Origin of the sequence: Microbacterium sp. IO18 (assembly GCF_049099505.1) — a bacterium.
GTDB classification, from domain to species: Bacteria; Actinomycetota; Actinomycetes; order Actinomycetales; family Microbacteriaceae; genus Microbacterium; species Microbacterium aurugineum.
In genome coordinates this window covers 620,495-647,405 of sequence record NZ_JBMJAF010000001.1, presented here as the reverse complement: position 1 = coordinate 647,405, position 26,911 = coordinate 620,495, and the positions used below count along the sequence as shown (strand labels likewise).

Annotated in this window: 24 protein-coding genes, 1 tRNA gene and 1 pseudogene; 16 read left to right on the top strand and 10 right to left on the bottom strand. The window is 68.1% G+C overall.

The features are described 5' to 3' along the window. Positions 1–29 precede the first annotated feature (29 nt). The 6 genes from ACLF6J_RS03225 (at position 30) to pepN (ending at position 9,620) form a co-directional block, all read left to right on the top strand. Positions 30–1,493, top strand: a complete 1,464-nt coding sequence (locus ACLF6J_RS03225; RefSeq protein ID WP_134353620.1) for a DUF3375 domain-containing protein — start codon at positions 30–32, stop codon at positions 1,491–1,493. Continuing rightward, positions 1,486–2,148 carry a DUF4194 domain-containing protein gene (locus tag ACLF6J_RS03220; RefSeq protein WP_047523930.1) on the top strand — a complete coding sequence of 221 codons (663 nt, stop codon included), beginning with the start codon at positions 1,486–1,488 and terminating at the stop codon, positions 2,146–2,148. The genes ACLF6J_RS03225 and ACLF6J_RS03220 overlap by 8 nt, the downstream gene beginning before the upstream one ends. Beyond that, the gene (locus ACLF6J_RS03215; RefSeq protein WP_134353621.1) at positions 2,145–5,516 is read left to right on the top strand and encodes an ATP-binding protein; all 3,372 of its coding nucleotides are present in this window, start codon (positions 2,145–2,147) and stop codon (positions 5,514–5,516) included. Before ACLF6J_RS03220 ends, ACLF6J_RS03215 begins: the two co-directional genes overlap by 4 nt. A 9-nt stretch (positions 5,517–5,525) precedes the next feature. Further along, complete coding sequence (locus tag ACLF6J_RS03210) at positions 5,526–6,020, top strand: hypothetical protein (protein WP_047523932.1); 495 nt, start codon at positions 5,526–5,528, stop codon at positions 6,018–6,020. 90 nt (positions 6,021–6,110) lie between these two features. Further along, positions 6,111–7,109, top strand: coding sequence for a DNA topoisomerase IB (locus ACLF6J_RS03205; protein ID WP_134353622.1), 999 nt, complete (start codon positions 6,111–6,113; stop codon positions 7,107–7,109). Positions 7,110–7,121: 12 nt separating this feature from the next. Further along, positions 7,122–9,620 (top strand): aminopeptidase N, encoded by a 2,499-nt coding sequence (gene pepN / locus ACLF6J_RS03200; protein ID WP_134353623.1) that lies wholly within the window; start codon positions 7,122–7,124, stop codon positions 9,618–9,620. Here the strand turns inward: pepN and ACLF6J_RS03195 are convergent. Together ACLF6J_RS03195 and ACLF6J_RS03190 are read right to left on the bottom strand one after the other, a co-directional pair. Further along, positions 9,617–10,147, bottom strand: a complete 531-nt coding sequence (locus ACLF6J_RS03195; protein WP_279586701.1) for a GNAT family N-acetyltransferase — start codon at positions 10,145–10,147, stop codon at positions 9,617–9,619. The genes pepN and ACLF6J_RS03195 overlap by 4 nt on opposite strands. Further along, the gene (locus tag ACLF6J_RS03190) at positions 10,144–10,782 is read right to left on the bottom strand and encodes an MBL fold metallo-hydrolase (protein ID WP_134353625.1); all 639 of its coding nucleotides are present in this window, start codon (positions 10,780–10,782) and stop codon (positions 10,144–10,146) included. The genes ACLF6J_RS03195 and ACLF6J_RS03190 overlap by 4 nt, the downstream gene beginning before the upstream one ends. Before the next feature lie 150 nt (positions 10,783–10,932). Here ACLF6J_RS03190 and ACLF6J_RS03185 point away from each other — a divergent pair. Continuing rightward, positions 10,933–11,005 (top strand) — tRNA-Glu (locus ACLF6J_RS03185). Between the two features lie 55 nt (positions 11,006–11,060). Here the strand turns inward: ACLF6J_RS03185 and ACLF6J_RS03180 are convergent. The 4 genes from ACLF6J_RS03180 to ACLF6J_RS03165 are packed head-to-tail and all read right to left on the bottom strand — an operon-like array spanning position 11,061 to position 14,604. Beyond that, positions 11,061–12,308: an MFS transporter gene (locus tag ACLF6J_RS03180; RefSeq protein WP_134353626.1), complete on the bottom strand. Its 1,248-nt coding sequence runs from the start codon at positions 12,306–12,308 to the stop codon at positions 11,061–11,063. Further along, the gene (locus tag ACLF6J_RS03175) at positions 12,308–12,856 is read right to left on the bottom strand and encodes a winged helix-turn-helix domain-containing protein (protein ID WP_134353627.1); all 549 of its coding nucleotides are present in this window, start codon (positions 12,854–12,856) and stop codon (positions 12,308–12,310) included. Before ACLF6J_RS03175 ends, ACLF6J_RS03180 begins: the two co-directional genes overlap by 1 nt. Positions 12,857–12,916: 60 nt before the next feature. After that, positions 12,917–14,047, bottom strand: a complete 1,131-nt coding sequence (locus ACLF6J_RS03170; RefSeq protein WP_134353628.1) for a DUF4349 domain-containing protein — start codon at positions 14,045–14,047, stop codon at positions 12,917–12,919. Next, positions 14,044–14,604 carry an RNA polymerase sigma factor gene (locus ACLF6J_RS03165; RefSeq protein ID WP_134353629.1) on the bottom strand — a complete coding sequence of 187 codons (561 nt, stop codon included), beginning with the start codon at positions 14,602–14,604 and terminating at the stop codon, positions 14,044–14,046. Before ACLF6J_RS03165 ends, ACLF6J_RS03170 begins: the two co-directional genes overlap by 4 nt. A gap of 267 nt (positions 14,605–14,871) precedes the next feature. On the opposite strand from ACLF6J_RS03165, the gene ACLF6J_RS03160 reads away from it, so the two are divergent. After that, positions 14,872–15,876: a TerC/Alx family metal homeostasis membrane protein gene (locus ACLF6J_RS03160; protein ID WP_134353630.1), complete on the top strand. Its 1,005-nt coding sequence runs from the start codon at positions 14,872–14,874 to the stop codon at positions 15,874–15,876. A 23-nt stretch (positions 15,877–15,899) separates the two neighbouring features. On the opposite strand, the gene ACLF6J_RS03155 is transcribed toward ACLF6J_RS03160, so the two are convergent. Beyond that, positions 15,900–16,496: an LON peptidase substrate-binding domain-containing protein gene (locus tag ACLF6J_RS03155; RefSeq protein WP_134353631.1), complete on the bottom strand. Its 597-nt coding sequence runs from the start codon at positions 16,494–16,496 to the stop codon at positions 15,900–15,902. 36 nt (positions 16,497–16,532) lie between these two features. On the opposite strand from ACLF6J_RS03155, the gene ACLF6J_RS03150 reads away from it, so the two are divergent. Next, positions 16,533–17,030, top strand: a complete 498-nt coding sequence (locus ACLF6J_RS03150) for a DUF427 domain-containing protein (RefSeq protein ID WP_134353632.1) — start codon at positions 16,533–16,535, stop codon at positions 17,028–17,030. An 18-nt stretch (positions 17,031–17,048) separates the two neighbouring features. Here the strand turns inward: ACLF6J_RS03150 and ACLF6J_RS03145 are convergent, their stop codons facing one another. Both ACLF6J_RS03145 and ACLF6J_RS03140 read right to left on the bottom strand, forming a co-directional pair. Beyond that, the gene (locus tag ACLF6J_RS03145) at positions 17,049–18,362 is read right to left on the bottom strand and encodes an LLM class flavin-dependent oxidoreductase (protein ID WP_134353633.1); all 1,314 of its coding nucleotides are present in this window, start codon (positions 18,360–18,362) and stop codon (positions 17,049–17,051) included. Continuing rightward, positions 18,359–19,654, bottom strand: coding sequence for an O-acetylhomoserine aminocarboxypropyltransferase/cysteine synthase family protein (locus ACLF6J_RS03140; protein WP_421076825.1), 1,296 nt, complete (start codon positions 19,652–19,654; stop codon positions 18,359–18,361). Before ACLF6J_RS03140 ends, ACLF6J_RS03145 begins: the two co-directional genes overlap by 4 nt. Before the next feature lie 190 nt (positions 19,655–19,844). Here ACLF6J_RS03140 and leuC point away from each other — a divergent pair, with 190 nt between their 5' ends. From leuC to ACLF6J_RS03110, 6 genes are all read left to right on the top strand, one after another. Further along, positions 19,845–21,290 carry a 3-isopropylmalate dehydratase large subunit gene (gene leuC / locus ACLF6J_RS03135; protein WP_047523945.1) on the top strand — a complete coding sequence of 482 codons (1,446 nt, stop codon included), beginning with the start codon at positions 19,845–19,847 and terminating at the stop codon, positions 21,288–21,290. A gap of 3 nt (positions 21,291–21,293) precedes the next feature. Continuing rightward, the gene (gene leuD / locus ACLF6J_RS03130) at positions 21,294–21,890 is read left to right on the top strand and encodes a 3-isopropylmalate dehydratase small subunit (RefSeq protein WP_047523946.1); all 597 of its coding nucleotides are present in this window, start codon (positions 21,294–21,296) and stop codon (positions 21,888–21,890) included. 65 nt (positions 21,891–21,955) lie between these two features. Next, positions 21,956–23,323 carry a UDP-N-acetylglucosamine 1-carboxyvinyltransferase gene (murA, locus tag ACLF6J_RS03125; RefSeq protein ID WP_131490919.1) on the top strand — a complete coding sequence of 456 codons (1,368 nt, stop codon included), beginning with the start codon at positions 21,956–21,958 and terminating at the stop codon, positions 23,321–23,323. After that, positions 23,320–24,084, top strand: coding sequence for a lysophospholipid acyltransferase family protein (locus ACLF6J_RS03120; RefSeq protein ID WP_047523948.1), 765 nt, complete (start codon positions 23,320–23,322; stop codon positions 24,082–24,084). The genes murA and ACLF6J_RS03120 overlap by 4 nt, the downstream gene beginning before the upstream one ends. Next, positions 24,074–25,207: an NAD(P)H-dependent glycerol-3-phosphate dehydrogenase gene (locus tag ACLF6J_RS03115; RefSeq protein WP_047523949.1), complete on the top strand. Its 1,134-nt coding sequence runs from the start codon at positions 24,074–24,076 to the stop codon at positions 25,205–25,207. Before ACLF6J_RS03120 ends, ACLF6J_RS03115 begins: the two co-directional genes overlap by 11 nt. After that, the gene (locus ACLF6J_RS03110; protein ID WP_134353635.1) at positions 25,113–26,195 is read left to right on the top strand and encodes a D-alanine--D-alanine ligase family protein; all 1,083 of its coding nucleotides are present in this window, start codon (positions 25,113–25,115) and stop codon (positions 26,193–26,195) included. The genes ACLF6J_RS03115 and ACLF6J_RS03110 overlap by 95 nt, the downstream gene beginning before the upstream one ends. Before the next feature lie 21 nt (positions 26,196–26,216). Here ACLF6J_RS03110 and ACLF6J_RS03105 read toward each other — a convergent pair whose 3' ends face one another. Next, entirely contained in the window at positions 26,217–26,702 is a 486-nt protein-coding gene (locus ACLF6J_RS03105; RefSeq protein WP_134353636.1) for a DUF3515 family protein, read from the bottom strand. A gap of 23 nt (positions 26,703–26,725) precedes the next feature. On the opposite strand from ACLF6J_RS03105, the pseudogene ACLF6J_RS03100 reads away from it, so the two are divergent. Then, positions 26,726–26,911: pseudogene (locus tag ACLF6J_RS03100) on the top strand (thiamine-phosphate kinase); the annotation flags it as partial.

Sequence of the window (26,911 nt, the reverse complement as noted above, 5' to 3'; positions counted from 1 at the left end):
AAGACCGACGTCGCGACTAATGTGAATGTGTGACAGGAACACGAGCGGAATCGGCATACTCCCGCGCTGTCACCGCCTTCCGCACTCCGACCCTCGATCTGCTCCACGGTCGGTTCGCTCCCTTCGTCGTCGCGTCGCTCTCCCTCCTGTTCACGGCTGACCGGCCGTCGATCCCGATCGCGGATGCCCATGCCGAGCTCTCCGAGATCCTCGAGGAGCTGAGGGGCGCGGACGACGATGACGATGAGCGACGGACACCGGCGGGGACCGGACGCGATGTCTCGAGGAACTGGGTGCGCCTGGGCTGGCTGGTCCAGCAGATCGATGACGACGTCGAGGTGTATCGGCTCTCCGCGCATGCGGTGGAGGCGCTGGAGATCGCGGGCCGGACGGGCGGTGGACGCACACGCGTCTCGAACTCCCGTGTGCGTACGCTCCTCGAGGCCGTGGAGCACTTGGCGGACAGCGCGGAGGCCGATCCGGAGCGACGACTCACGCGCCTTCGCGAGGAGCGGACGGCACTCGACGCGGAGATCGCCCGGATCGAGGAATCCGGCAAGGCGGATCCCCTCGATGATGAAGAGCTCTTCGAAGAGGCGGAGAACGTGCTGCATCTGGCTCGCGAGCTCCCGGCGGACTTCACGCGCGTCGCCGAGTCTCTGAAGCTCATGCAGCGCGATGTCGTCGCCCACCTGCGTCGCGACGAGCGTCCGACGGGCGAGGTCCTCCGTGAGTATCTGCAGCGCGCGCAGGACGTCATGAACTCCACCCCCGAAGGGCGCGCGTTCGCCGGGGCGCTGCGGTTGATCGGTGACCCGGAGCGCATCGACGCGCTGTCCGAGCAACTCCACGGCCTGCTCCGGCAGCCGTTCGCACGCAAGCTCGACAGCAACCAGCGCGCCGATCTCGATGCCATCGGACGCCGGGTCGAACTCGGCGTCGAGGAGGTCTTGGCCGCGCAGCGCCGCGCATCGCACGTCATCACCGGGCAGGTGAAGACGCACGATCCGCTGCGGGACCGTCAGATCGACGACCTGCTCCGCGATGTGATCGCCGCCCTCCACGTCTGGGACGGCACGGGCGCGAGCGCAGCGCCGGTGCGCAGCCTCCCGCTCGTCGACCTCGGACACCTCCGCCAAACGGTGAGCAGTATCCGCCCTCCCGCCGCCCCCGCTCCCCTCGCGGACGCCGACGACGTCGAGTTCCTCGACGTCGACAGTCGCGCCTGGGGAGGCCCGAGATACACCGAACTCGAAGAACACGTCTCCGCTCTCGGTGAGGAGTTCGACCTCGCCGCGGCGTTCACGACAGCCGCGGACGACACGCGCCGCCCCGTCGACCTTCTCGGTCTGCTCGAGATCGCACACCGCAACGGCATGACCGAGAGCGACGAGGTGTCGGTGGTCGAAGCCCTGCGTCCGGACGGCTCGACACGACGTTTCGCGTTCGGTGCCGTCACGGCGCGCAACCCGAAGGAGGATGCACATGCCTGAACAGAGCCTCGCGACCGAGGCACCGCTCGATGAGCCGTTCATCGCGCCGGTTCCGATGGAAGACGACATCGAGGAGCACTTCGCCGGTGATCGGGGAACGCTCGATCCGGAGATCCGACGTGTTCTGGTGCACATCCTTCAGCGCCGGTTCATCGCTGCGGAGCGCAACCGTCGGGAGTGGACCCTGCTGCTGGACCATCAGCAGGTGATCGAGTCGCGCTTGAACGACCTGTACCTCCGCCTGGTCATCGATCACGGCCGGGGGTTCGCGTACAAGCAGCAACTCCGCTCCGACGAGATCGACATGCCCGTTCTCCTCAAGGATGCGCCGTACACACGTGCGGAGACCCTGGTGCTCGTGCACCTGCGCACCGTCTACCAGCGGGAGTCCGCCGCCGGTGAGGCCTCCGTCCGTATCGACATCGAAGATCTCGAGCAGACGGTGCTGAGCTACTTCACGGATGTCGACGGAGGGACCGCGCGACAGCAGAAGGCGATTCGCAACGCGATGGACCGCCTCGACCGTGAGGGCATCATCCAGGAGGAGACGAGTGGTCGCTATCGGATCACGGCGCTCGTCGAAGTGGTGCTGAGCGCGGAGACGCTCAAGGAGCTCCGGGATTGGCTGCGGTCGCAGGAAGTGGTGCAACGATGACGATGGTCGACACGCTGTTCGGACTCATTCCCTCGGGGTCCCGAGGACAGCAGTGGGTGGCGGAGGAGCTGCAGCTGATCAACTGGGGCGGCTATGACGGCGGCCCTCACCGCGTGCGTTTCTCCCCGGATGCGACCCTGCTCTGCGGCGGTTCGGGGTCGGGGAAGTCCACGCTGATGGACGCGTACATCGCGCTCATGATGCCGCACACGACACCGTTCAACGGCGCGTCCAACGGTGGCGTGACCGGGCGCCCCCGGGGCGAGGAGCAGCGGAACATCCTCTCCTACGGGCGGGGGAAGATCGACGAGTCCCGAACCGAGGACGGCACCAAACTGCGCGTGCTGCGTGGTGACGGTGAGGACACCTGGAGCGCGATCGCCACGACGTGGCTGGATCACGACGGGTCACGGTTCACCGCGGTGCGTGCGTGGTACATCCCGGCGGACGCGCGCACTCTGGAAGACACGACCCGGGTGCGGGCGACGGTCGGCGGCGCCTTCGACCTGGGACTGTTGGAGCAAGCAGCCGCGCAGCGCCTGTCCGATGCGGCGGTGCGTGGGACCGGGCTGGAGACGCTCGCCACCGACCGTGAGTTCTCGGCGCGGCTGCAGGCCGTGCTCGGGATCGGTGCCGCGGGCTCCGGCTCGAAGGCCATCAGCCTGTTGGCACGTATCCAGGCAGGACAGCAGATCACGACGGTCGACGATCTCTACAAGAAGCTCGTCCTGGAAGAGCCCGAGACCATGGCCACCGCAGACGCCGTCGTCGCGCACTTCGACGAGCTCGAGAGCACGCGCACCCGGATGCTGACCGCCAAGCAGCAGGTGAGCGCTCTCGAGCCGATCCGGGCGATCAAGGAGCGGATCGCCGCGGCTGCCGAGCGCGTCAGGGTGATCGACGAGGTCGGGGTCTTCACGGATCCGTCCTCGCTCGCCGCTCTGTGGAATGCGCAGCGACGTCTGGATCTGCTCCGCGAGGTGGAGGTCGAACTGGGCGACCGTGCACGTGCCCTGAGCCTCGCCGTCCGCGAGAAGCGTGCGCTCGTCGACGCGGCCGACCTCGAGCGCGAAGGACTCCTCGATGTCCTCCGTCAGTCCGGCGGCGATCGCCTCGAGACCGCACAGCGCGAGCTCCGCGTCGCGGAACGCCGGCTCGAGGACGTCCGCCGGGAACGGGCGAAGTTCGACGCCATCGTCCGCGAGTTCGGCGCAGAGGTCGAGACCGCGGCGCAGTTCGACACGTTCGTCTCCCAGGCTCGCGGTGCGTCGGCGAAGTCCGACAACCGCGGGGCACGGGCTGCGTTCGCCGACGCGGAGACGACTCGGAGAGCCGCGGAGACGGAGATGCGCGGTGTTCGGGAGGAACGCGAGCGGACGAGCCGCGTGCGGGGCAGCATCCCGGCGCGTCTCGACGAGTCGCGGGCTCTGCTCGCCGAAGCGGTGGGTCTCTCCCCGTCGGAGCTCCCCTTCGTCGCCGAGCTCATCGAGCTGCGGACCGAGTTCGAGCCCTGGCGTGAGGCCTTCAACCTCGCTCTCGGCGGTTTCGCCCGGACGCTGTTGATCGATGCCGAGCACCTGGCGACGTTCCGCTCCGCCATCAACGCCGTCCGCACTCCCGAGCGCCTGAACTACGAAGGCGTGCACGTCGGACTGCCCGAGATGCGCCCGGCCGACCCGAAGTCGCTTCCCGCCCGGCTCGACTACCTGCCATCGCCCTTCACCGGCTGGTTGCAGCAGAGACTGCAGGAGCGTTACGGGTACGTCTGCGTGGATTCTTCTTCGCAGCTGAGCGAACACCAGAAGGCGCTCACGATCAGCGGTCAGGTATCTCAGGGAAGCCGCGGCGGTCACGGCGGTCAGGGCCGTGCCAATGTGCTCGGCTTCACCAACGAACGCCGGTTGCGGGAACTCGACGAGCAACTCCGCCGACTTGCCGAGCGATACGAGGACGCCGCCGCGGCGGCGCAGGAGGCCGAGGCCGCGCTCGACCGGATCGAGACGACGTCCACCGCGCTCGCGAAGATCGAGGACCTCACCTGGGAGCAGATCGATGTCGTCGCCGTGGAAGCGGAGAAGGAGCGCTGGCTTGCGGTCGAAGCCGAGGTGACGACGGCCAGCCCCGAGATCGCGCAGCTGAAGAGCCAGGCCGAGGAGTTGAGGGCCCGTGCGGGTCGCCTCCGCGACGACGAGGCGCGGCTGGGCAATGAGCTCGCCCAGACGCAGGAGCGGTGGGGGCAGGTGACCGACGACGTTGACACCTGCCAGACCGTGATCGATGCCGCAGCGTCGTCGGGGACCGTCTTGGAGGAGGGGCACGCGGCCTTCCTCGACGGGCGATTCCTGCATGCGGAGACCGGGGACACACTGACGGCGGCCCAGAGACTGTCGCATCTCGACACAGCGCTCCGGACCGCCGCGCAGCGCCTCCTCGAGGAGCGCCGCGATGCCGCCGACGCCCACGAGCAGCAGCGGGAGAGCATGCGTCGACTCATGACCGGGTTCCTCGAACGCTGGGACAGTCTGACGATCCTCCCCGATCCGGATGCCTCGGTCGGCGAGTTCGAGAGCATCCTCGAAGCGCTCCAGACCAACGGGCTGCATGAGCTCGAGACCGAGTGGCGCGACAGTCTCCTCAAGCTGTCCGGAAACGATCTGACGAGCCTCGACTCGACGCTCAGCCGCTCCCTCCGAGAGATCAAGGATCGGATCGATCCCATCAACAGGATCATGGAGGAGCTCCCGTTCTACGACGATGACCATCGGCTGCAGATCACCCCGCGGGAGAACCAGACGGAGGCGCGCAAGCGGTTCCGCAGGGAGCTCCGTGAGGTCCGCGGACTCATCGATGCGGCGTCGACGGATGCGGAGCGTGAGACCGTCTACCGCAAGATGAGCCGGCTGATCGCACGCATGCGTCGCACGGCCCCCGATTTCGCGGAGCTGATCGACGTGAGGAACCATGTGCGGGTGAGTGCGGAAAGGGTGGACGCCGCCACGCGTTGGCATGTCGCGCTCTACGACCACATCGGCGAGAAGTCCGGAGGGGAGTCGCAGGAGCTCGTCGCGTTCATCGTCGGCGCCGCTCTTCGGTACCAGCTCGGAGACGCGGGCGCGGCTCGACCGCGCTACGCCCCGGTCTTCATGGACGAGGCTCTGATCAAGGCGGATGCGCATTTCACGAAGCGCGCGATCGGTGCGTGGAGAGGTCTCGGGTTCCAGCTGGTGATCGGCGCCCCGAACGACAAGTACAGCGCGATCGAGCCCCACGTCGATGTCGAGTACGACATCCTCAAGGACACGCACGGGCGGTCGTGGGCGAAGGCGAAGGTGGGCCTGCCGGACGACACCGCGATTCGGAACGCCTAGGCTCCAGAAATGGCTTTGGAACCCCTCTTCCTCCGTCTCGATCGGATCGCGGGCGGCCGCCACGCCGGCGTCGCCATCAGCGAGGCCGACCGCACCCACCCCCGGACGGTGCGCGCCTTCGCGTGGATCCTCTGGCTTCTCGTCGTCGAGCTCGTGATCGGTGTCGGGGCGGTCGTCGTGGCGCTGGTGCTCGCGGTCGACGGAGAGCCCGTCTCGTTCGCGGTGTGGATGCGGACGCTCGTGGTCCTCGCGATGACCGTCACGCTGTTCTACTTCGCGTGGCGGGCCCGGCGCGGGTGGCGCTGGGCGTATCAGCGCCTGCGCCTGTTCGCGCAGATCTTCCCGATCATCACGCTCGTGATGGCCGCCATCCCCGGACTGTATCCGCTGTGGATGGTCTCCGAGCAGATCATCTTCAGCCTCATCATGATCGGTATCGCCGACTTCCTGACGAGCGACCACATGCGTCGTGCGTTCGCCGCACCTCCCTCCGACGACGAATAGCACGCACAGGGCCGCGACGCCACTCCCTATCGCCGGCCGTGACGAGGCGGCATCCTCGTCCGAGGCGAGAGGGTCGAGGAGGGAGAGCGGATGGCGAGACTGAACCGCGTGGTTCCGGGGGAGGACCCCGGGTTCCGCAGGCGGCGATCCGGATCGGGGTTCCGGTATGCGGGTCCCGGGGGAGAGACCGCCCCGGAAGCTGATCGGCAACGCATCGACGATCTGGTGATTCCGCCGGCCTGGCGCGACGTCTGGATCGCTGCGGATCCGTTGGCGCACATCCAAGCGGTCGGGGTCGACGAGGCGGGCCGCAAACAGTACCTCTACCACCCGCTGTGGCGCGTCAGCCGCGACCGCAAGAAGTTCGTCCGCGCTCTCGAACTCGCCGCTGCGCTTCCCGGTGCCAGAGCACGCGTGACACGGGCTCTCCGCGAGGATGGACAGACGAAGGAGCGCGCGCTGGCGATCGCCTTCCGCCTGCTCGACGATGCGGCACTCCGGATCGGCTCGGAGCGGTACCTGGTGCGTCACGGCAGCCGTGGTCTCACGACCCTGCGACGTCGTGACGTGCGCGTGTCCGGGAGCGAGGTGGCGTTGTCGTTCCCCGCCAAGAGCGGGCGCACCGCATCGATAGAGATCACCGATGAGGCGCTCGCGGACGCCCTGACCGATTTCGCCGCGGGGAAGTCCGGAGCCTTCCTGCTGGCCTATCGGCGCGGCCGCCGCCGTGTGCGCATCAGCCCGGCCGAAGTGAACGCGTATCTGCGCGAGGTCACCGGCTCCTCCTTCTCGGCGAAGGACTTCCGGACTCTGCACGGGACGATCATCGCCGCCGACGCCCTGGCCCGGATCGGCGAACTCGATCGTCGCAGCGAGCGCAAGCAGGCCGAGCGGCTCGCAGTGCAGGCCGCGGCGACCGCACTCGGCAACACCACCGCCGTCGCACGCGGCAGCTACATCGATCCGAGGGTGTTCACGCAGTATGCGCGGGGGCGCACCCTCGACCTCTCCGTGTCGCCCGAGACGGCCATCCGCCGACTGCTGGGCGGACCGGCGACGTCGCGGAAGATGACGCGGCGATCCGGATGACAGGATGGATACATGGATACAGCCAACCTCACCCGCGAGGAGACCGCAGCGCGATCCGCAGCGGTCACCGTGCACCGCATTCGCGTCGAGCTCGACCTGACCGGCGCCCCCGAGCGGGCTCGCACCGGGTTCCCGACGGTGACGACGCTCGAATTCGACGCGTCCACCGAGGCGACCTGGCTCGACTTCATCGGTGAGGCCGTCACCCGCGTCGTCCTGAACGGTGTCGAGCAGGAGGTCGTGTACGACGGCGCACGGATCTCCCTCGTCGGGCTGGGCCCGTCCAACGTCGTCCGGGTCGAAGCGGTCGGCGCCTACAGTCGTTCGGGCGAAGGACTGCACCGTTTCCACGATCCCGCCGACGACGAGACGTATCTGTACACGCAATACGAGCCCGCCGACTCGCGCCGGGTCATGGCGTGCTTCGAGCAGCCGGATATGAAGGCGTCCTACATCTTCGTGGTCGACGCGCCGTCCGGGTGGGAGGTGCTCTCGAACCAGTCACCGACGCACACGGACCTCGGCGTCGGCGTGCAGCGCGTCGAGTTCGCGCCGACTCTCCCGATCTCGAGCTACATCACCTCGGTCGCCGCCGGCCCCTATACCCGGGTGGACGGCGAGTGGCAGCGCGGCGAGGAACAGGTCGCCCTCGGCGTCTTCGCCCGCCGCTCCCTGGCCCCGTATCTGGAATCCGAGGAGATCCTCGAGGTGACCCGGCAGGGACTGGACTTCTTCGCGGATGCGTTCGCCTACCCGTATCCCTGGGGCAAGTACGACCAGATCTTCGTCCCCGAGTACAACCTCGGAGCGATGGAGAACCCGGGGCTCGTCACCTTCACCGAGGCATACCTGTCCCGAGGGGCGGCCACCGAGGCGCAGCGAGCCGCGCGTGCCAACACGATCCTCCACGAGATGGCCCACATGTGGTTCGGCGACCTCGTGACCATGACCTGGTGGGACGATCTGTGGCTCAAGGAGTCCTTCGCCGACTACATGGGCGCACACGCGTCCGCCGTCGCGACGCGTTTCCATGACGCGTGGGTCAAGTTCGCCGCGAGTCGCAAGGCGTGGGCTTACCAGCAGGATCAGTTGCCGACGACGCACCCGATCGTGGCGGATATCACCGATCTCGAAGCCGCGAAACTCAACTTCGACGGCATCACCTATGCCAAGGGCGCTGCGGTGCTGAAGCAGCTCGTCGCGTTCGTCGGGGACGAGGCGTTCTTCGAGGGCGCCCGTCGCTACTTCGCGGCGAACGCCTTCGGGAACACGACTCTGGACGACTTCCTCGTGCAACTCAGTGCCGTGTCCGGACGGGACATGAGCGACTGGTCGGCGTCATGGCTGCAGACCTCCGGGGTGTCGACGATCCGGCTGGAGAGCGACGACGACGGGCACCGTTTCCTCGTGCAGACGGATCCCCGCCCGCACCGGCTCCGCATCGGGCTCTACGGGCGCGAGGACGGCCGCATCGTCCGGAAGGACCAGCAGGAACTCGATCTGCTCGGTGAACGGACCGAGGTGGAGCTCGCTGACGCCGATCTGGTGCTGCTCAACGACGACGATCTCACCTATGCGAAGGCGCGACTGGACGAGGCCTCCCTGCGCACCGTCGAGGAGTCCCTCTCGTCGATCGAAGACCCGCTGGCCCGCGCCCTGGTGTGGTCGTCGCTGTGGAACGCCACCCGCGACGGCGAGCTCAGCGCGACGCGCTACCTCGCGATCGTGCGCACGCATGCTCCGGCGGAGTCGAACAGCGGACTCCTGTCCAGCGTCCTCGCCAATGCGGTCCACACGATCCGGCACTTCGTCGCACCCGCCCGGCGCGACGACGAGCAGCGCACCTGGACCGACGCCGTGTGGAATGCGCTTCAGGCCGCGGACGCCGGGAGCGACGCGCAGCTCTCGTGGGCGCGGGCTCTGGCGACGGCCTCCGCGTTCGACGATGTGCACAGCGAACGGGTGCGCGCCCTGCTCGACGGGGACGTTCCCGAGGGTCTCGTCGTCGATCCTGACCTGCGCTGGCAGCTCCTCACGGCACTCGTCGCGACGGGGCATGCCGACCTCGCAGACATCGCGGCCGAGGAGGAACGCGACGACACGGGGAGTGGACGCACGGCGGCGCGGCGCGCACGTGCCTCGCGCCCGGAAACCGCCGTGCGACGCGGCGCGTGGGAGTCGGCGTGGAATGACGAATCGCTCAGCAACGACCACTTGGATGCCGAGATCGACGGCTTCCGCGCCGGGGGACGCCGAGACCTCATCGCGAGCTTCGATGAGGAGTACTTCCGCCATATCGGTGCGGCATGGAGCGGACGCAGCATCGAGATCGCTCGAAGGCTGGTCCTCGGGTTCTTCCCTGCGGGCGACACCCTCGGCCCCGTCGACGCCTGGCTTGCGGACAACGAGGCCGCGCCGGCCGCACTTCGTCGCCTGGTCGTCGAGCAGCGGGATCATCTGCAACGCGACCTCCGGGTACGCGCCGCACAGGACGCGTCTGCTGAGGGCTAAGCCGGGGCGACCTGCATGCCCATGACCGTGCGTACGATCCACGGGTGGGCGCGGTCGTCGTCGATGTGCGTCATGCCGAGGTTCTCGGCGACCCCGCGCGACGCGGCGTTGGCGGGGTGGATGATCGCCGTCAGCAGGGTGGGGGCGAGTTCGCGGGCGACGAGTTCGACGCATGCCCTCGCGGCTTCCGTCGCGTAGCCCCGGCCCTGACTCGCGCGACGGACGTGATAGCCGACCTCCAGCACCGGAGCGTCGTTCGCGGACTGCCAGGTCAGACCGCAGTCCCCGATGAACTCACCGTCGTGCGTCTCGATCACCCATAGCCCGTGCCCGTGCTCGCGGTAGCGCTCCTGCATCCGCGCGATCCATTCGGCGCTCTCCGCGCGCGTCTTCACGGCCGGATAGAAGGCCATGACCTCCGGATCGCCGAGCATTTCGGCGATCTGATCGAGGTCGTCTTCCCTCATCTCGCGGAAGCGGAGGCGGGCGGTCGGCGAGGGGAGGAGGCGGCGTGCTGCGCCGGTCACAGGTCGAGGGTGTCGCCGGGCTCCAGCACGAAGAACTCGCCGCCGCCCTGCTCGGTGGCCCATTGCAGGCGCTGCCGGTGCATGTTCTTGCCGATGACCGACAGCGTCATGTCGTGGGTGCCGAAGGCGCGGCGTGGCGCGACGGCGAGCACGTAGTCCATCGCTTCGCCGATCTTCAACCAGGGCGCGCCGAGCGGCGCGGCGAGAGTGCCCACCGAGATGCCTTCGGGGACGGCGTAGGAGTCGCCGGGGTAGTAGAGCTCGTCGTTGACGAGGACGCCGACGTTTTCCACGGTGGGGAGAGATGAGTGGATGACCTCGTGCGTGCCGCCGAAGAAACGCAGAGTGAAACCGCCGACCTCGACGGTGTCACCGGGGGAGACCACGGTGATGTCGTAGCCCTCTGCCGCGCGCGCGACGCCGGCGGGCGCGAAGATCGGGGTGCCGGGCGCCGTGCGCAGCAGACGGTCGAAGTGCTCAGGGGTCCAGTGGTCGGGATGTTCGTGCGTGATCACGATCCCGACGAGATCGTTGAGATCGTTCACGGGTGCCGTGAAGGACCCCGGATCGATCAGGAGGGTCCTGTCGTTCGCATCGAGACGGAGAGCAGCATGTTCGAACTTGGTGACGCGCATGAGATGAGTCAACTCCTTCGTCTGCTCCACGGCAAACGGATTCCGCGCGCCACGCCCGGGGGTCACGAGGAGGCGGCCTCGATTTTGCGGACGGAGAAACGCCGTGGCATACTTGAACGGTTGTCGCGCGACGGAAACGTTTCGCCAGACGGCCCCATCGTATAGCGGCCTAGTACGCTGCCCTCTCACGGCGGTAACGCGGGTTCGAATCCCGCTGGGGTCACACAACACGAGAAAGCCTCCGGTTCGCCGGAGGCTTTCTTGCTTTTCAGAGGCCGTTATTCCGCCGGGCCCGAGCGAAGCGCCATCGTGCGGAAGGTCCTGTTGCTCAACGGCAGGATCATCAGCGCCATCATCGCGCCGCCGAACAGGGTGAACGGCACCCAGAGGCTCGTGAGTGAGGCGAGCGCGCCGAAGCCCGCCATCGCCAACGGCATCAGGCAGTCGTCTCCCAACCGGGTCAGCGACCCCATCCGGCCGAGATAGGCGGTGTCGACGGTGGCTGAGAAGGTCGCGCTCAGCAAGACCGAGGCGTATCCGGCTGTCGCTCCGATCACGAAGGCGGCCGTCGCCACGGTCCACGCCGGCCCGAACCCGAGCGCGATGATCCCTGCCCCTTGGACCACCAGGGCCCAGAAGCCACCGCGCGCTTCGTGGCGGGGTCGCCACTTCGCGACCGAGACGGCCCCGATCGCCGCGCCCAGACCGAGGAGGGCTTCGAAGAGGCCGACCGCCTGCGCGCCCCAGCCCTCGGCGTGTGCGCGCAACGCGAGGCCGATCCCGACGGCGGGCCCCACGGCGAGGTTCAGACCCGACAGCGCGATCACGAGGGTGCGCGTGGTCGGATTCGCGGAGAGGTGCGCGAATCCTCGCGCGATGCCGCGCAGCGCCGACTCCTTCTCGGCCCGGGCGAGTCGGAACCGCGGTCGCAACCAGATCGCGATGAAGGCGGCGACGAGCGCGAACGTCAGCGCATTCAGTGAAGCACTGCCGACGAGGCCGGCGTGCGCCACGATGATCCCGCCGATCGCCGCGCCACCCATGGTGCCGAGTCGTGACGCGGTCTGCGCGGCCGCCCCGTACGACGGTAGATCCGTCGGTCGGACCAGCTGTCGCGCGATGGTGCCCGCCGACGGCTCGTAGAACGCGTCGCACACCCCGAACGCGATCGCGGCGAACAGCAGGATCGCCACGGAAGGGGGCGTTGTGAGGACCCACACGGCCACGGTGACGAGCACGCCCACGCGGAGGACGGTGAAGAAGAGCATGATCCGCCGCGCATCGGCACGGTCGGCGATGACGCCGCCGAACAGCAGGATCGCCGCCCGGGGGATGGTCCCGGCTGCGACGATCAGGCCGGCGACGGCCGGCGACGCGATCTGCACGGCTGTCCAGGCGAGAGCGATCGTCCAGAGTGCATCCCCCGCGTCGGAGAGGGCCTTGACGCCGATCCATGCGTGCACGCGGTGATCGCGGCGGAATTCCGGGGGAGTGAGGAGCATGGTCGGCTCGCTGAGGGTGGCCATCACGGCACCGTCGGGAAGGCGTGGGCGAACACGAAGATGGGCGTGCGCGACTGGTCGTCCGCGAGATCGATGCCGTCCTGCCACTCGCGGATCGTCGCCAGGAGTCGAGCGGAAAGATCTCGCAACTCATCGGGAGAAGCCCAGGTCGTGGTCTCGGTGTTGGAGCCGTCATACCCGACGTAGGCAGGATCGTGTCGGTGCCTGTGCCACTGCTGGAGTCGCTCGATCTGCATCCGGATGCCCTGGCGTTGCGCCTCTCGGGCGAGAAGGGCGTCTGAGGGGGAGTCCGCGTAGTCGTCGGTCGACCAGGTCAACCCTCTCCGTGCGACAGCCCACCAGCTGGTGCGCTTGTCACCGTCCGGGTCGGGAACGCGCTCGACGACCTCCGCTCGCTCGAGCATGCGCAGGTGGTGGCTGATGCTGCCGACCTGGCTCTCGAGTGCGCGGGCGAGCGTCGTCACCTGAGACGTCCCGTACAGGAGGAGGTAGTCGTAGATGCGGCGGCGCAACGGATGGTGCACGGCGGTGATCACGGAGATGTCTTCCACGGGAGAAGACGCTAATCCCGCCCGTGCAGACGCACAAGCCTTCTTGTATACCCCGGAAAATCAGGCTTCTTCGGCGTCCGTACGGTCTCCGGTTGTCGCGTGCGAGGCGCGACGGGCCCGGCGTGACCGGCGGACCAGCCACACGATCAGGATGACGACTCCGGCGATCGCCAGCCACGGGAGGATGAATCCGACCGCGACCACGAGCGCGTTCAGCGAGACCACGAGGCCGTTCCATCCGGCGAGGAGGCCGTCGCTGAATCCGGCGGGGTCAGCAGTGGTGGGAGAGTTCTCCCGGGTCAGCTGCACCTGCAGGGATGACATCGCCACCTGGTCCTGCAGTGCCTCGAGCTGCTGCTCGTACGACTCGAGCTGCGCTTGCCGATCGGTCAGCGCGACTTCCGCCTCGATCAACTCGGACACGCTGCCCGACTGCGACATCAACTCGGTGAGACGATCGACCGATGCTCTGGTCGAGTCGATCCGCGCCTGCAGATCGATGGAGATCGAGGTCACATCCTGCTTCGACGTCGACGAGGAGAGGACGTCCCCGACGTCGCCGAGCGCGGCGATCACCTCCGGCAGGTCATCGGACGGCACTCGGACGCTGATCCACCCGTACGCGGAGTCGGCCGGCGCCGGCTCGGAGGTGCCGTCCATCACGGCCGCCTTGCCGATCTCCGTGCTCTCCACGTATCCGCCGTGGTCGGCGGCGAGTGCGGCGATGGTCGTCGCGGCTTCGGGAATGCTCGGTACCTGAACCGTGGCCTGTGCGGTGGCGATGGTCTCCCGATCGCCGTCGACAGCGCCATCGACGGCACCTTCGACGGCGCCGCCCGCATCAGTGGTCCCTTCGGCGAGCATCTCCGGAACACTCTCGGCCATGCGGTCGGGCGAGGAGGAGGAAGCGTCGGTGGCGGCATCCCCGGACATGCTCCACCCACCCGCGGTGACCGAAGTGGAGCCGCCGACCGCGCCGAGGATCGGGGGAGTCACGAGCACGCCGATGACGAAGGCTGCGGCGATGCCGCCGCCTGTCAGCCAGCGCCGTCGTCGCGTGCGTGCGCGGGCCGAAGCCAGGTTCACCGGCGCACGCTCGGCGGCGATCTCGGCGAACACGGACTCCTCGATGCGGGCGATGGTCTCGTCCGACACGACCGGCAGCTCGCCGTGGGGGTTCTGATCGTTCATGCGTCTCTCGCTTCCTGGACGGTACCGCGCAGTCGGGTGCGCACTCGGGAGAGACGGTTTCGGACGACGGCGTGGGTGATGCCCAACTCTTCGGCGGCCGCCTGGTAGGCGTAGCCCTCAGACGCGCAGAGTCGGAAGATCTCCCGGTCGAGCTCGTTCAGGGTGCCCACCTCGGCGGCGATCCGTGCGGCGAGCTCAGCCGTGATGACCTGCTCCTCCACGCTGATCGTGTCCGGCAACAGCGTCGCATCCACGGCTTCGGCGGTGTGCGCCTGATCACGTCGCTGCTGGCGGAGCCGGTTCGCGGCCTGGAACCGGCAGATCGTCGCCAACCACGGCAGGATCGATTCGCCCTGGAGGTCGAGGGCGGGGAGCTTCCGCCAGGCGACGACGAACGTCTCCTGCGTGACATCCTCCGCATCGGCGGCCGATGCGAGTATCCCTCGGGCGATCCAGTAGACCGGCCGGACATGCGCGCGGTACAGCTCGCGGAAGGCGCTCTCGTCGCCTGCCGCGGCCTGGGCCGCCCATTTCTGATCACTCGTCTGCACGGGCATCCTGATTCCGTTCGGTGTCTCTCACCCGGGAAGTGTCGACGGAGTCCTCATCGTCTCAGATCCTGTTCCGTCGATGTCCGCCGCGTGGGCGGTTCCCCACGCTCCCAGCACTCCGGTAGCATTGCCCGAGCGAGAGGGAGTATCCCGGATCCGCGCGTAACGTCATCACGAGCACCGTCATCGTTGCTCCGGGCGCGCGACGCACCACCGTGCGGGGGAGAGACTTTCGAGTCATTCCCGACCCTTCGCGAAAGGTGCAGTGCGCCGTTGGAAATCCCCGTCTGGTTCGAGATCACGTCGATGGTCGTCCTCACGATCATCCTGATCGCCGATCTGCTGCTCATCCGGCTGCGGCCGCACATCCCTTCCACGAAGGAGTCCACCCTCTGGGTGGTGTTCTACGTCGGCCTCGCGCTCCTCTTCGCCGTGCTCCTCGGCAACGTCGGCGGCTGGCAGAATGCGGGTGACTTCATCACCGGCTGGGCCCTGGAATACAGCCTGTCGATCGACAACCTGTTCGTGTTCGTGCTGATCATGGCCCAGTTCGCGGTGCCGCGACGCCTCCAGCAGCAGGTGCTGATGGTCGGCATCATCATCGCCCTCATCCTGCGTGGCCTGTTCATCCTCGCGGGCGTCGCGATCGTCGAGAACTTCTCGCCGATCTTCTACATCTTCGGGGCGTTCCTCATCTGGACGGCGATCCGTCAGGCCATGCCGGACGGAGACCACGAGGGCGAGGTGCAGCGCGAGAATTTCGTCGTCCGTCTGCTGCGGCGTCGGATCGACATCAGCGAGACGTACGACGGGTCCAAGATCCGCACCACGGTGGACGGCAAGCGCATGTGGACCCCGATGGTCATCGTCTTCATCACCATCGGAGTGACGGACCTGATCTTCGCGATCGACTCCATCCCCGCGATCTTCGAGATCACGACCAACGGATTCCTCGTCTTTGCGGCCAACATCTTCGCGCTCATGGGGCTTCGTCAGCTCTACTTCCTGCTCGGCGACCTGCTCGACCGTCTCCGCTACCTGCACTACGGCATCGCCGTCATCCTGGGCTTCATCGGTGTCAAGCTGATCCTCCACGCCCTGCACGTCAACGAGTTGCCGTTCATCAACGGCGGTGAGCACGTCGAATGGGTGCCCGACATCAGCAACATGGTCTCGCTCGGGGTGATCCTGGCGTCGATGACCATCGCGACGGTCGCGAGCCTGATCGCCTCCTCGCGGGAGAAGCGAGCGGCGAGGGTCACGACGCCGGCGGAGTGAGCTCCGTCAGCGTCCGCGGCGTCTCACTCGTCTGACCACAGAAGCTCGGCCTCGAGCGTGAGGTCGATGATCTGACGCAGCAGCGCCCCGACCGTGGCGGACTGCAAGAGGGCGTATCTGTCGTACTCGCCGAGAGGTGCGATCGCCGCGAGCTGCCATGCCGCGGCGATCGGATCGTCCGAGAGCTCCGTGCCGGAATCCCACGGGGCCTCGGGCGCGCGCGCGAGGGTGCGCCGCACGATGGCCTCGGCCTCCGTGCGCATCGGGGTGAGCTGGTCGTTCCAGTCGAGCTCCGGCAGCGGCGTGACCTCGGCTCGGGGATACGGCTCGTCAGCCAGCCACTCGTCGACCGAGAACCGTTCGGTGCCGACGGCGACGGCGACCAGCGCGTCAGCGCCGGTGGAGATGCTGACCAGCCGCGCGGTCGTCCCGATGCGACGGCGCTGGTCGCCCCCACCGACCTCCTGGCCGCGTTCGATGAGAACGACACCGAATCGCGGGTCGTCCTCGTCCAGAAGCCGCCCGATCAAGGTGAGATAGCGCGGCTCGAACACGCGGAGCGGAAGCGGGGTGTATGGGAACAGCACCGAGCCGAGCGGGAACATCGGGAGGGCGGTCATGGCACCAGTCAACACCGAGAGACGTACAGTGAACAGATGCGCAGACCTCGCCCCGAAATCCCCGCCGCCGGTCAGGAGTCCGTCTGGGACTACCCGAGGCCGCCGCGCGTCGAGCCCGTCGGCGAGCGCATCACCATCCGCCTTGCGGGGAACCTGATCGCTGACACCCGCGATGCCGTGCGTGTGCTGGAGACGAGTCACCCTCCGGTGTATTACCTTCCGATGGCCGACTTCGTCCCTGGCGCACTGGTCGAGGCCTCGGGCTCGTCGTTCTGCGAGTTCAAGGGGGCCGCTCGCTACTTCGACGTACACAGCGGAGACACCCTGCGCCAGGGGGCGGCCTGGAACTACCCGCATCCCTCTCCGGGCTTCGAGATGCTGACCGATCGGGTCGCCGTCTACGCCGCACCGATGGACGAGTGCACGGTCGGCGGCGAGGTCGTGGTACCGCAACCCGGCGGGTTCTACGGCGGGTGGGTCACCTCGTCCGTCGTCGGTCCTTTCAAAGGCGGGCCGGGCTCGCTGGGCTGGTGACGGTCGCCTGACGGCCGGTCAGAACGCGTGCAGGTTCGCCTGCAGGCCCCCGTGCGCGTACTCCCGGCGGAGGATGCCGCGACGGCGCAGGATCGGCACGAGCTCGTCGAGCGTGCGATGCAGCGTGACCGGATGGAAGTCTCCCCACAGCAGCACGCCATCGTTGCCCCATTCGCCGAGCTCTTCGATCAGGTCGGCGAACTCGTCCGCGGTTCCGACGAAGCCCGTCCGATCACTGATCCGTCCGGTCCGGGCGAGCGCCGTCAGGTGCGCGCGCAATGGGGCGTCCTCTCCACGGTCGCCGATCAGACGCTGAATGCTGCCGCGCGAGACGTGGGAGCCGAAGATCGAGGGAGGCAGGGGTTCGTCGAGATCGAGGGAGGTCAGATCGGTCTCGAGATCGCTGGACTGCTTGCGGGCGATCTGCAGGAGTGCTCCGTCGTCGGGGTGCGCGGAGGCCGCCACGACGCGATCCGCCTCTTCGCGCGACGGCGTGATCACGGGTTGGATGGCGAACAGGACCTTGACGTCCTCGGGGCGTCGTCCTTCGGCGACGGCAGCCGCGTGCACCCGGGAGCGGTAGTCGCGCACCGACTTCTCGTTCAGCGGTGCGAGGGCGAGTTGCACATCGGAGTTCGCGCCCGCGAACCCGAGCCCGCGACCGGAACCTCCGGGGGAGACGATCGCAGGGTCGCCGTCGGTGAAGGGGAGGGCGTTGAGCGGGCCGTCGAAGGCGAAGTGCTCGCCACGGTGCTCGACAGCGCGCAGCCGCGAGCCGTCGGCGAACACGTCGGTCGCGCGATCGGCGATGAGGGCGCCGTCCTCCCAGCTGTGCCACAGGGCACGGATCCCGGCGAGCCATTCCTCGGCGCGGTCGTACGCCTCGTCGTGGCCGAGCTGCGGGGCGTCGGAGAAGTGACGCGCGCTGCCGGTGTCGGTGACCACGTTGAGTCCCAGCCGATGTCCGCTCGCGTGCTGCAGGGTCGCGAACTGGCGCGCCGCTGTATAGGGGAGGTACGCCGCAGGGTTCACGGTCGGCACCACACCGAGATGCCTCGTCGCCTGGAAGAGGTAGGGGGCCAACAGCAGCGGATCGTGCTTCGGCCCGCCGAACGCGTGGCGCACGCGCAGGTCGATCGTCGAGGGCGAACCCAGCGACGGCGCGTCCTCGATGATGACCAGGTCGAACCCCGCCTGCTCGAGCGTCCGTGCCGCCTCCTGATAGACCTCGGGACGCGTCCAGTCGTAATCCCAGTCGAGGGACGGGTACCCCCAGCCCTGCGGCCCGAAGCCGCGGGCGAGGAACCAGCCGAAGTGCTGAAGGCGGCTCATGCCACCGTCTCCCGCGCGCCCTCGAGCACCTGTGCCAGATCGGCGAGGAGGTCGTCGATGTCCTCGATGCCCACTGAGAGTCGGAGCGTGCCCGGACGCACGCCGAGCCCCTCGCGCTCCTGCTCGGTGCGCTGAGCATGGCTCGTCGTCCCGGGGTGCAGGACCAGGGATCGCACATCGCCGAGGTGCGTCATGTGCGTGAACACCTGCACCTGCTCGACGAATCGTCGTGCTGCCGGGAGGCCGCCCCGCAGCGTGAACGTGAAGACCGAGCCGAATCCGCCTTCCAGGTACCGGTTCGCGGTTGCGTGGTCAGGGTGCGACGGCAGGCCGACGTAGTCGACGTTCTCCACCTCCGGATGCTCTTCGAGCCAGCGGGCGATCTGCAGGGCGCTGCGGGATTGCCGCTCCACGCGCAGTCCGAGTGTTTCCACGCCCTGGCCGATCAGGAACGCATTGAACGGGGAGGGCGAGGCGCCGAATCGCGGAGCCACCGACTCCCGGGCATAGGCGATGCGAGCGCGGCCTCCGTGGCGCGCGAAGACGCTGGGCGTGTCGCCGCGGCCCGGGAGCACGAGATGGGGCGCGTTGTGGCCTGCGCCTTCGGCGTCGAAGCGTCCGTCGTCGACGATCACGCCACCCAGCACGGAACCATGCCCGGCGAGGAACTTCGACGCCGAGTGGACCACGATCGCGGCGCCGTGTTCCAGAGGACGCAGAATCGCCGGTGTCGCGAGGGTGTTGTCGACGATCAGCGGGATCGCGAACTCTTCCCCGACGGCGCTGACGGCGCGGGTGTCGAGCACGTCGTTGCGGGCGTTCGCGATCGATTCGGCGAACAGCGCGCGGGTGTTCGGGCGGATCGCGCTCCGCCAGGCGTCCGGGTCGGCGATGTCGTCGATGAACGTCGTCTCGATGTCGAGCCGCGCGAGGTTGTCGAGGAGCAGGCCCCGGGTGCCCTCGTAGATGTGCGTGGACGACACGATGTGGTCGCCGGCGGCCGCGACGGTGAGCAGGGCTGTGGCGACCGCCGCCTGGCCGCTGGCGACGAGCACGGCGTCCGCGCCCGACTCCAGCGCGGCGAGCTGGCGTTCCACGGCGCGGACGGTCGGGTTCCCGGTGCGGGTGTAGCCGAAGCCCGCTCCGGTGCGGAAGTGGTCGGCCGCGTGATCGAAGTCGTCGAACTCGAAGCCCGCCGTCAGGTAGATCGGTGTCGCGCGCGATGCGGCGGTGTCCCGGTCGCGCGCCGCATGGACCGCGCGGGTGGCGAAGCGGGGGTGTGCGACGGTCATGCGGTGCCTCTCGGTCGTTCGGTGCTCAACAGAGTGTCATGGCGGATCGGAGCACGGCCGAGCGGTGGTAATCTGACGTCATGCGGACCGTGCTCCTTCTTCTTATGGGCCGCGACGAGACCTCGATCTAGAGCCCCTCCTCGTCGCGGAGTCCATCGTGGGCCGAACCGTCAGCCACAGGAGACACGCAATGACCACCCCCGCACACAGTGCTGATCCGTCACGCCGCAGGACACTCGCCGAGAAGGTCTGGGACGACCACTTGGTCGTCAAAGGCGACAACGGCGAGCCCGACCTGATCTACATCGACCTGCACCTCGTGCACGAGGTGACGAGCCCCCAGGCCTTCGATGGGCTGCGCACCGAAGGACGACCGCTGCGCCGGCTCGACCTCACGATCGCGACCGAGGACCACAACACGCCGACCTGGGAGATCGACAAGCCGATCGCCGACCTCACCAGCCGCACGCAGATCGAGACCCTGCGACGCAACGCGGCGGAGTTCGGTGTGCGTCTGCATTCGCTCGGTGACGCGGAGCAGGGCATCGTGCATGTCGTCGGGCCGCAGCTCGGTCTGACCATGCCGGGAATCACGGTGGTCTGCGGAGATTCGCACACCTCGACCCACGGGGCGTTCGGTGCGATGGCGTTCGGCATCGGCACGAGCGAGGTCGAGCACGTCATGGCCACGCAGACGCTTCCGCTCAAGCCGTTCAAGACGATGGCGATCAACGTCGACGGGACACTGCGTCCCGGGGTCACGGCGAAGGACATCATCCTTGCGGTGATCGCGAAGATCGGCACGGGCGGCGGACAGGGCTACGTGCTCGAGTACCGCGGCAGCGCGATCCGCGCCCTTTCGATGGAGGGGCGCATGACGATCTGCAACATGTCGATCGAGGCCGGTGCGCGCGCAGGCATGGTCGCTCCCGACGAGACGACCTTCGCGTACCTCGAGGGGCGCCCGCACGCGCCCAAGGGCCAGGATTGGGAGGACGCGGTCGCCTACTGGCGCACGCTGCCGACCGACGAGGGCGCAACGTTCGACGCCGAGGTGTTCATCGATGCCGACGAGCTCGAACCGTTCGTGACCTGGGGGACCAACCCCGGTCAGGGAAGCTCGCTGTCCGCCTCCGTGCCGGACCCGGCACAGATCGTCGATCCCAACGAACGCGCCGCGGCGGAGCGTGCGCTGGAGTACATGGACCTGACCCCCGGCACGCCGCTCAAGGAAGTACCGGTGGATGCGGTCTTCATGGGGTCGTGCACGAACAGTCGTATCGAGGACCTGCGCGCCTTCGCCTCGGTCATCGAAGGCAAGAAGAAGGCCGACGGCGTCCGCGTGATGGTGGTTCCCGGATCCGCGCGGGTGCGCCTGGAGGCCGAGGCGGAGGGCTTGGACAAGGTCATCAAGGACTTCGGAGCGGAGTGGCGCTTCGCCGGCTGCTCGATGTGCTTGGGCATGAACCCCGACCAGCTCGCGCCGGGGGAGCGGTGCGCCTCCACATCCAACCGCAACTTCGAGGGCCGTCAGGGCAAGGGAGGGCGCACGCATCTCGTGTCGCCGCTCGTCGCCGCCGCCACCGCGATCCGTGGCACGCTGTCCAGCCCGAGCGATCTGACCGAAGGGTTCTGAATCATGGAGAAGTTCACCACTCACACCGGCATCGCGGCGCCGTTGAAGCGCTCGAACGTGGACACCGACCAGATCATCCCCGCCGTCTTCCTCAAGCGGGTCACCAAGACCGGTTTTGAGGATGCGCTGTTCCACGGATGGCGCCAGGACCCGGAGTTCGTCCTCAACCAGCCGGCGTTCCAGGGGGCGTCCGTGCTTCTCGCCGGACCCGACTTCGGCACCGGCTCCAGCCGTGAGCACGCGGTCTGGGCCCTGCGCGACTTCGGCTTCAAGGTCGTGCTCAGCCCTCGTTTCGCCGACATCTTCCGCGGTAATTCCGGCAAGCAGGGCCTCCTCGCGGCGACCATCTCCGAAGAGGATCTCGAGCGTTTCTGGGCCGAGATCGACCGGAATCCCGGGGTGTCGATGACCGTCGACCTCGAGGCGCGGACGGCGTCCATCGGCGACGTCCAGGCCGACATCGGGATCGACGATTACACTAGATGGCGGCTCCTCGAAGGGCTCGATGACATCGGGCTCACGCTGCGCAACGAAGACAAGATCGCGCAGTTCGAGGCCCGTCGCGAGTCGTGGCGGCCACGGACCCTTCCCGTTCAGTAGACGGTGGGGGCGGGGGAGCCAGGGGCAACCCGCCCCCGAAATCCGTAAATGAAGTGAGGCTCCGAATGACGACACCTGTGCGCGACGCTCTTCCGGACGGAGTCCCTGCACTCACCGGAGACGTCCTCGCCATTCGAGGCGGACGTCCACTCCGCGGCCGTGTCGACGTCAAGGGTGCGAAGAACCTGGCCACGAAGGCCATGGTCGCGTCCCTCCTCGGCGAGACCGTCAGCACGCTACGAGACGTCCCCGCCATCAGCGATGTCGCCGTCGTGCGTTCGCTGCTCGAGGTGCACGGCGTCCGGGTCTCCGAGGGCGACGAGCCCGGTTCGCTCGTGTTCGACCCCAGCGACGTGGAGTCCGCACACTTCGAGGAGATCGACGCGCACGCGGGGGCCTCCCGTATCCCGATCCTGTTCTGCGGCCCGTTGCTGCACCGTCTCGGACAGGCGTTCATCCCCGACCTCGGCGGGTGCCGCATCGGCGACCGCCCCATCGACTTCCACCTGGACGCACTGCGCAAGTTCGGCGCGATCGTCGAGAAGCTCCCCAGCGGCATCCGCCTCTCGACCGGGGGAACGCGTCTGCACGGCGCCAACATCCACCTCCCGTACCCGAGCGTCGGTGCGACCGAGCAGGTTCTGCTCACGGCCGTCCGCGCCGAGGGCGTCACGGAGCTGCGCAACGCAGCCATCGAGCCCGAGATCATGGACCTGATCGCCGTGCTGCAGAAGATGGGCGCGATCATCTCCTACGAGCCGAACCGCGTCATCGTGATCGAGGGCGTCGAGAAGCTCCGCGGCTACGACCACCGGTCGATCTTCGACCGCAACGAGGCGGCATCCTGGGCCTCTGCCGCGCTGGCCACCGACGGCGAGATCTTCGTCGGCGGCGCCAAGCAGCAGGAGATGCTGACGTTCCTCAACGTCTTCCGCAAGGCGGGCGGCTGGTTCGACATCCAGGAAGACGGCATCCTGTTCCGTCGCGACGGCGAGATCAAGCCCGTCGTGATCGAGACCGATGTGCACCCCGGCTTCATGACCGACTGGCAGCAGCCGCTGGTCGTCGCGCTCACCCAGGCACACGGTCGCTCCGTCGTGCACGAGACCGTGTACGAGAACCGGATGGGCTTCACCGATGCGCTGGTCAAGATGGGCGCCGACATCGTCGTCCACCCCCGGGGTCTCCAGGACGGCCCGCGTCGGGTCCCCCGTCGCGACCTCGAGCAGGCCGCCGTCGTCACCGGCCCCACGCCGCTGCACGGCGCTGACATCGTGGTCCCCGACCTTCGCGGCGGCTACAGCCACGTCATCGCGGCGCTGACCGCCACCGGGGAGTCGAAGGTGTCCGGCGTCGACATCCTCAGCCGCGGCTACGAGAAGTTCCTCGCCAAGCTCGACGCGCTCGGCGCCGACTTCGACGTCATCCGGTGACCGAAGTGGCGTCCCGATCATCGGAGACGAAGCGCCCGAGCATCTTCTGGCCGCTCGCGGCGCTGGTGATCCCTCCGGTCTCCCTGATCGCGAAGATCCGCGTCCGCGGGGCGGAGAAGCTGCCGCGTGAGGGCTCGTTCGTGCTGGCCCCGAACCACTACTCGGAGTTCGATCCGCTCATCGTCGCCGTCGCCGTCTGGCGTGCCGGTCGTGCGCCGCGCTTCATGGCCAAGGAAAGTCTCTTCAGGGTGCCGGTGCTCGGCTGGTTCCTGCGCCGCACGGGGATGATCCCGGTCGCTCGTACCTCCTCGGCCGCGTCCGCTCGACAGACGATGAAGCAGTCGGAAGAGCTCGTCGAGCACGGTCGGGGTGTGATCGTGTACCCCGAGGGCACGCTCACACGTGATCCCGAGCTGTGGCCGATGCGCGGCAAGTCGGGCGCGGTGCGTCTGGCACTCGCCGACGGCATACCGTTGATCCCGATGGCCCAGTGGGGGACCCAGGCGATCATGGGGCGCTATCAGAAGGGTCTCAGCCTCTGGCCGCTGCGCAAGCCGGTCCGCGTGCTCATCGGAGATCCGGTCGATGTCGCGGATCTGCGTGAACGTGCGGGCGAGCCTGCTGCCCTCAATGAAGCCACCGATCGACTCATGAACGCCATCACCGCTCTGCTCGAGGAGCTTCGAGACGAGAAGGCTCCGGCGGAGCGATGGAACCCCGCGAACCACGGCCAGAAGGAGACCGGGCGCCTTGACTCCTAAGAGAACCGTTCCGAGCGGACCGCGCGTCACGGTGATCGGCGCCGGCAGCTGGGGGACGACCTTCGGCAAGATCCTCGCCGACGGCGGCGCACACGTCACGATGTGGGCCCGGCGTGCAGAACTCGCGCAGGAGATCAACGAGGCCAAGCGCAATTCACGCTACCTCCCGGGCATCAACCTCCCGCGGACGATGGCGGCCACCCACGAACTCGCGACATCGCTCGACGGCGTGGAACAGGTGTACCTGTCGGTGCCGAGCCAGTCGCTCCGCGAGAACCTGAAGGCGCTGCGCCCGTTGCTCGCCGACAGCGACACCAAGGTCATCAGCCTCATGAAGGGCGTCGAACGTGGCACGGGTCTGCGCATGAGCCAGGTGATCCAGCAGGAACTCCGCTGCGATCCCGACCGCATCGCCGTGGCATCGGGGCCGAACCTCGCACTGGAGATCGCGCGGGAGCAGCCCACCGCAGCCGTGATCTCCTCCCGTAGCCAGGAGACGGCCGATGTCGTCGCGCGCGCGGCTCGCAACCAGTATTTCCGCACCTTCGTGAACACCGACGTGATCGGCACGGAGTTCGGCGGCGTCCTCAAGAACCTGATCGCGGTCGCGATCGGCATCGTCGACGGCGTCGGGTACGGGGAGAACACGAAGGCATCGATCATCACGCGCGGACTCGTCGAGATGACGGACTTCGCGGTGGCCAACGGTGCGCATCCGGAGACGCTCCAGGGCCTGGCCGGTCTCGGCGACCTGATCGCCACGTGCCAGTCGCCGCTGAGCAGGAACAACACGGCGGGACGCCTGCTCGGCCAGGGGTACAGCTTCCAGGACGTCGTGAAGCAGATGCAACAGACCGCGGAAGGTCTCGCCTCCGTCGCTCCGATCCTGCAGCTCGCACGCGAAGCCGAGGTCGACATGCCCATCGTCGAGCAGGTGAAGATGGTGCTCGACGGCAAGATGGATCCGCGGGACATCGCACCCCACCTGACGACGGACGACGACACCCCGCAGGGTGAGAGGACCAACCATGGACAAGCAGACGGTGGTGGTGCTCTTCGGCGGGCGCTCCAGCGAGCATTCGATCAGTTCCGCAACGGCGGGGGGCGTGCTGGGAGCGATTGATCGCGACCGGTATGCCGTGATCCCGGTGGGCATCACCCGCGAGGGTGCATTCGTGCTGGAAGACGACGATCCCGCGAAGTTCCCGCTGGATGCGGCGCATCTCCCGGAGGTCGTCGACAACGGCACTCGTGTGCTGTGGCCGGAGCCGGGTGGCGACCGCACACTGCGCGTCGTGCAGGTGGACGGCTCGGTCGAAGGTTTCGGCGAGATCGATGTGGTGCTGCCCATCCTGCACGGACCGCACGGCGAGGACGGCACGATCCAGGGCTACTTCGACACCCTCGAGGTCCCGTATGCGGGCGGCGGCGTGCTCGACTCCGCGCTCTGCATGGACAAGCACTTCATGAAGATCGCCCTCCAGGCCGCGGGCATCGCCGTCGCTCCGTGGGTGACCGTGCGCCGCCGGGATTGGGACGGTGACGCCGCAGACGTGCGCCGCCGTGCCTCCGCGCTCGGTCTGCCGCTGTTCGTGAAGCCGGCGCGCGCCGGTTCGAGCGTGGGCGTGTCGAAGGTCGACACCGCGGACGAGCTCGACGCCGCGCTGGCCGTGGCCTTCGCGGAAGACGACAAGGTGCTGATCGAGACCGGCGTGAGCGGTCGCGAGATCGAAGTCGCCGTCCTCGAGGGCGCCGACGGCGTCCGGGCATCTCTGCCGGGCGAGATCGTGCTGACGTCCCGCGGCTTCTACGACTTCGAGGGCAAGTACCTCGGCGGCGACGGCGTCGATGTCGTGTGCCCGGCGGAGCTGACCGATGCCGAGACCGCAGCGATCCAGCAGGCGGGTATCCGCGCGTTCGACGCGGTGGACGGCCGGGGACTCGCCCGGGTCGACATGTTCCTCACCCCGACGGGCGAGTTGGTCGTCAACGAGCTGAACACGATGCCCGGCTTCACGCCGATCTCGATGTTCCCGAAATGCTGGGTCGCCTCGGGGCTGAGCTACGGCGAACTGATCACCGAGCTGGTCGAAGCGGGCCTCCGCCGCTGAACATCGAGTTCCCCGTGGCGATCAGCTCGCGGGGAACTCGACCCGATCGGTGCACTTCGCTGTGGCCGGGGCGAGCCCGGACTGGATGCTCTGCGAGATCGAGTCCACGATCGACTGGAAGTCGATCTGCTCGCCGCGCCGGATGTTCAGCTCGACCGCGGGATCCCGGCCGTAGGTGACGAGGCGCTGACGTTCCTCCTCCTGCTCGAGGACCAGCCAATCGACGCCCCCCAGCGTGGTGCACACGAGGGCGGAGGGAGCCGGCGGCTCGACGCCGCAGCGCAGCGCGACCGCGGTGGGCTCGCCCCACGCACCCGTGGCCTGGGCATCCGTCCACACGCGGTCGAGACCGGCGACGTTGTCGGGCAGCAGGACCGACACCGAGGCGCATGCGGGATTGTTCGCATCGTCGGCCGGTTCGAGGTGCACGGTCGTCGCGCAACCGGAGAGGGCGGCGGAGAGGGTCACCGCGCCTGCGAGGGCAGCGAGGCGACGGGAACGAGGCATGCTTCCAGGCTACCGTTGACAGCATGCCCTCCCGACCCGACGCCGACGATCCACGCCTCGGCGATGTCTCCGAAGGACGCATCCTCCACGCGATCCTGAGCCGAACGTCTTCCGCCTCGCACGCCCTCATCGGCCCGGGGGACGATGCCGCGGTCGTCGCGACCCCCTCGGGCAGTGTGGTCGCGACGACCGACACCCTGGTGCACGGA

Coding starts and splice junctions, on each gene's coding strand:
- ACLF6J_RS03205 (WP_134353622.1), top strand. CDS start 6,111: ATGGCGAGACTGAACCGCGTGGTTCCGGGGGAGGACCCCGGGTTCCGC.
- ACLF6J_RS03220 (WP_047523930.1), top strand. CDS start 1,486: ATGCCTGAACAGAGCCTCGCGACCGAGGCACCGCTCGATGAGCCGTTC.
- ACLF6J_RS03145 (WP_134353633.1), bottom strand. CDS start 18,362: ATGAGCCGCCTTCAGCACTTCGGCTGGTTCCTCGCCCGCGGCTTCGGG.
- ACLF6J_RS03215 (WP_134353621.1), top strand. CDS start 2,145: ATGACGATGGTCGACACGCTGTTCGGACTCATTCCCTCGGGGTCCCGA.
- ACLF6J_RS03180 (WP_134353626.1), bottom strand. CDS start 12,308: ATGGCCACCCTCAGCGAGCCGACCATGCTCCTCACTCCCCCGGAATTC.
- ACLF6J_RS03170 (WP_134353628.1), bottom strand. CDS start 14,047: ATGAACGATCAGAACCCCCACGGCGAGCTGCCGGTCGTGTCGGACGAG.
- ACLF6J_RS03210 (WP_047523932.1), top strand. CDS start 5,526: ATGGCTTTGGAACCCCTCTTCCTCCGTCTCGATCGGATCGCGGGCGGC.
- ACLF6J_RS03165 (WP_134353629.1), bottom strand. CDS start 14,604: ATGCCCGTGCAGACGAGTGATCAGAAATGGGCGGCCCAGGCCGCGGCA.
- leuD (WP_047523946.1), top strand. CDS start 21,294: ATGGAGAAGTTCACCACTCACACCGGCATCGCGGCGCCGTTGAAGCGC.
- ACLF6J_RS03155 (WP_134353631.1), bottom strand. CDS start 16,496: ATGACCGCCCTCCCGATGTTCCCGCTCGGCTCGGTGCTGTTCCCATAC.
- ACLF6J_RS03150 (WP_134353632.1), top strand. CDS start 16,533: ATGCGCAGACCTCGCCCCGAAATCCCCGCCGCCGGTCAGGAGTCCGTC.
- ACLF6J_RS03110 (WP_134353635.1), top strand. CDS start 25,113: ATGGACAAGCAGACGGTGGTGGTGCTCTTCGGCGGGCGCTCCAGCGAG.
- ACLF6J_RS03140 (WP_421076825.1), bottom strand. CDS start 19,654: ATGACCGTCGCACACCCCCGCTTCGCCACCCGCGCGGTCCATGCGGCG.
- pepN (WP_134353623.1), top strand. CDS start 7,122: ATGGATACAGCCAACCTCACCCGCGAGGAGACCGCAGCGCGATCCGCA.
- murA (WP_131490919.1), top strand. CDS start 21,956: ATGACGACACCTGTGCGCGACGCTCTTCCGGACGGAGTCCCTGCACTC.
- ACLF6J_RS03105 (WP_134353636.1), bottom strand. CDS start 26,702: ATGCCTCGTTCCCGTCGCCTCGCTGCCCTCGCAGGCGCGGTGACCCTC.
- ACLF6J_RS03190 (WP_134353625.1), bottom strand. CDS start 10,782: ATGCGCGTCACCAAGTTCGAACATGCTGCTCTCCGTCTCGATGCGAAC.
- leuC (WP_047523945.1), top strand. CDS start 19,845: ATGACCACCCCCGCACACAGTGCTGATCCGTCACGCCGCAGGACACTC.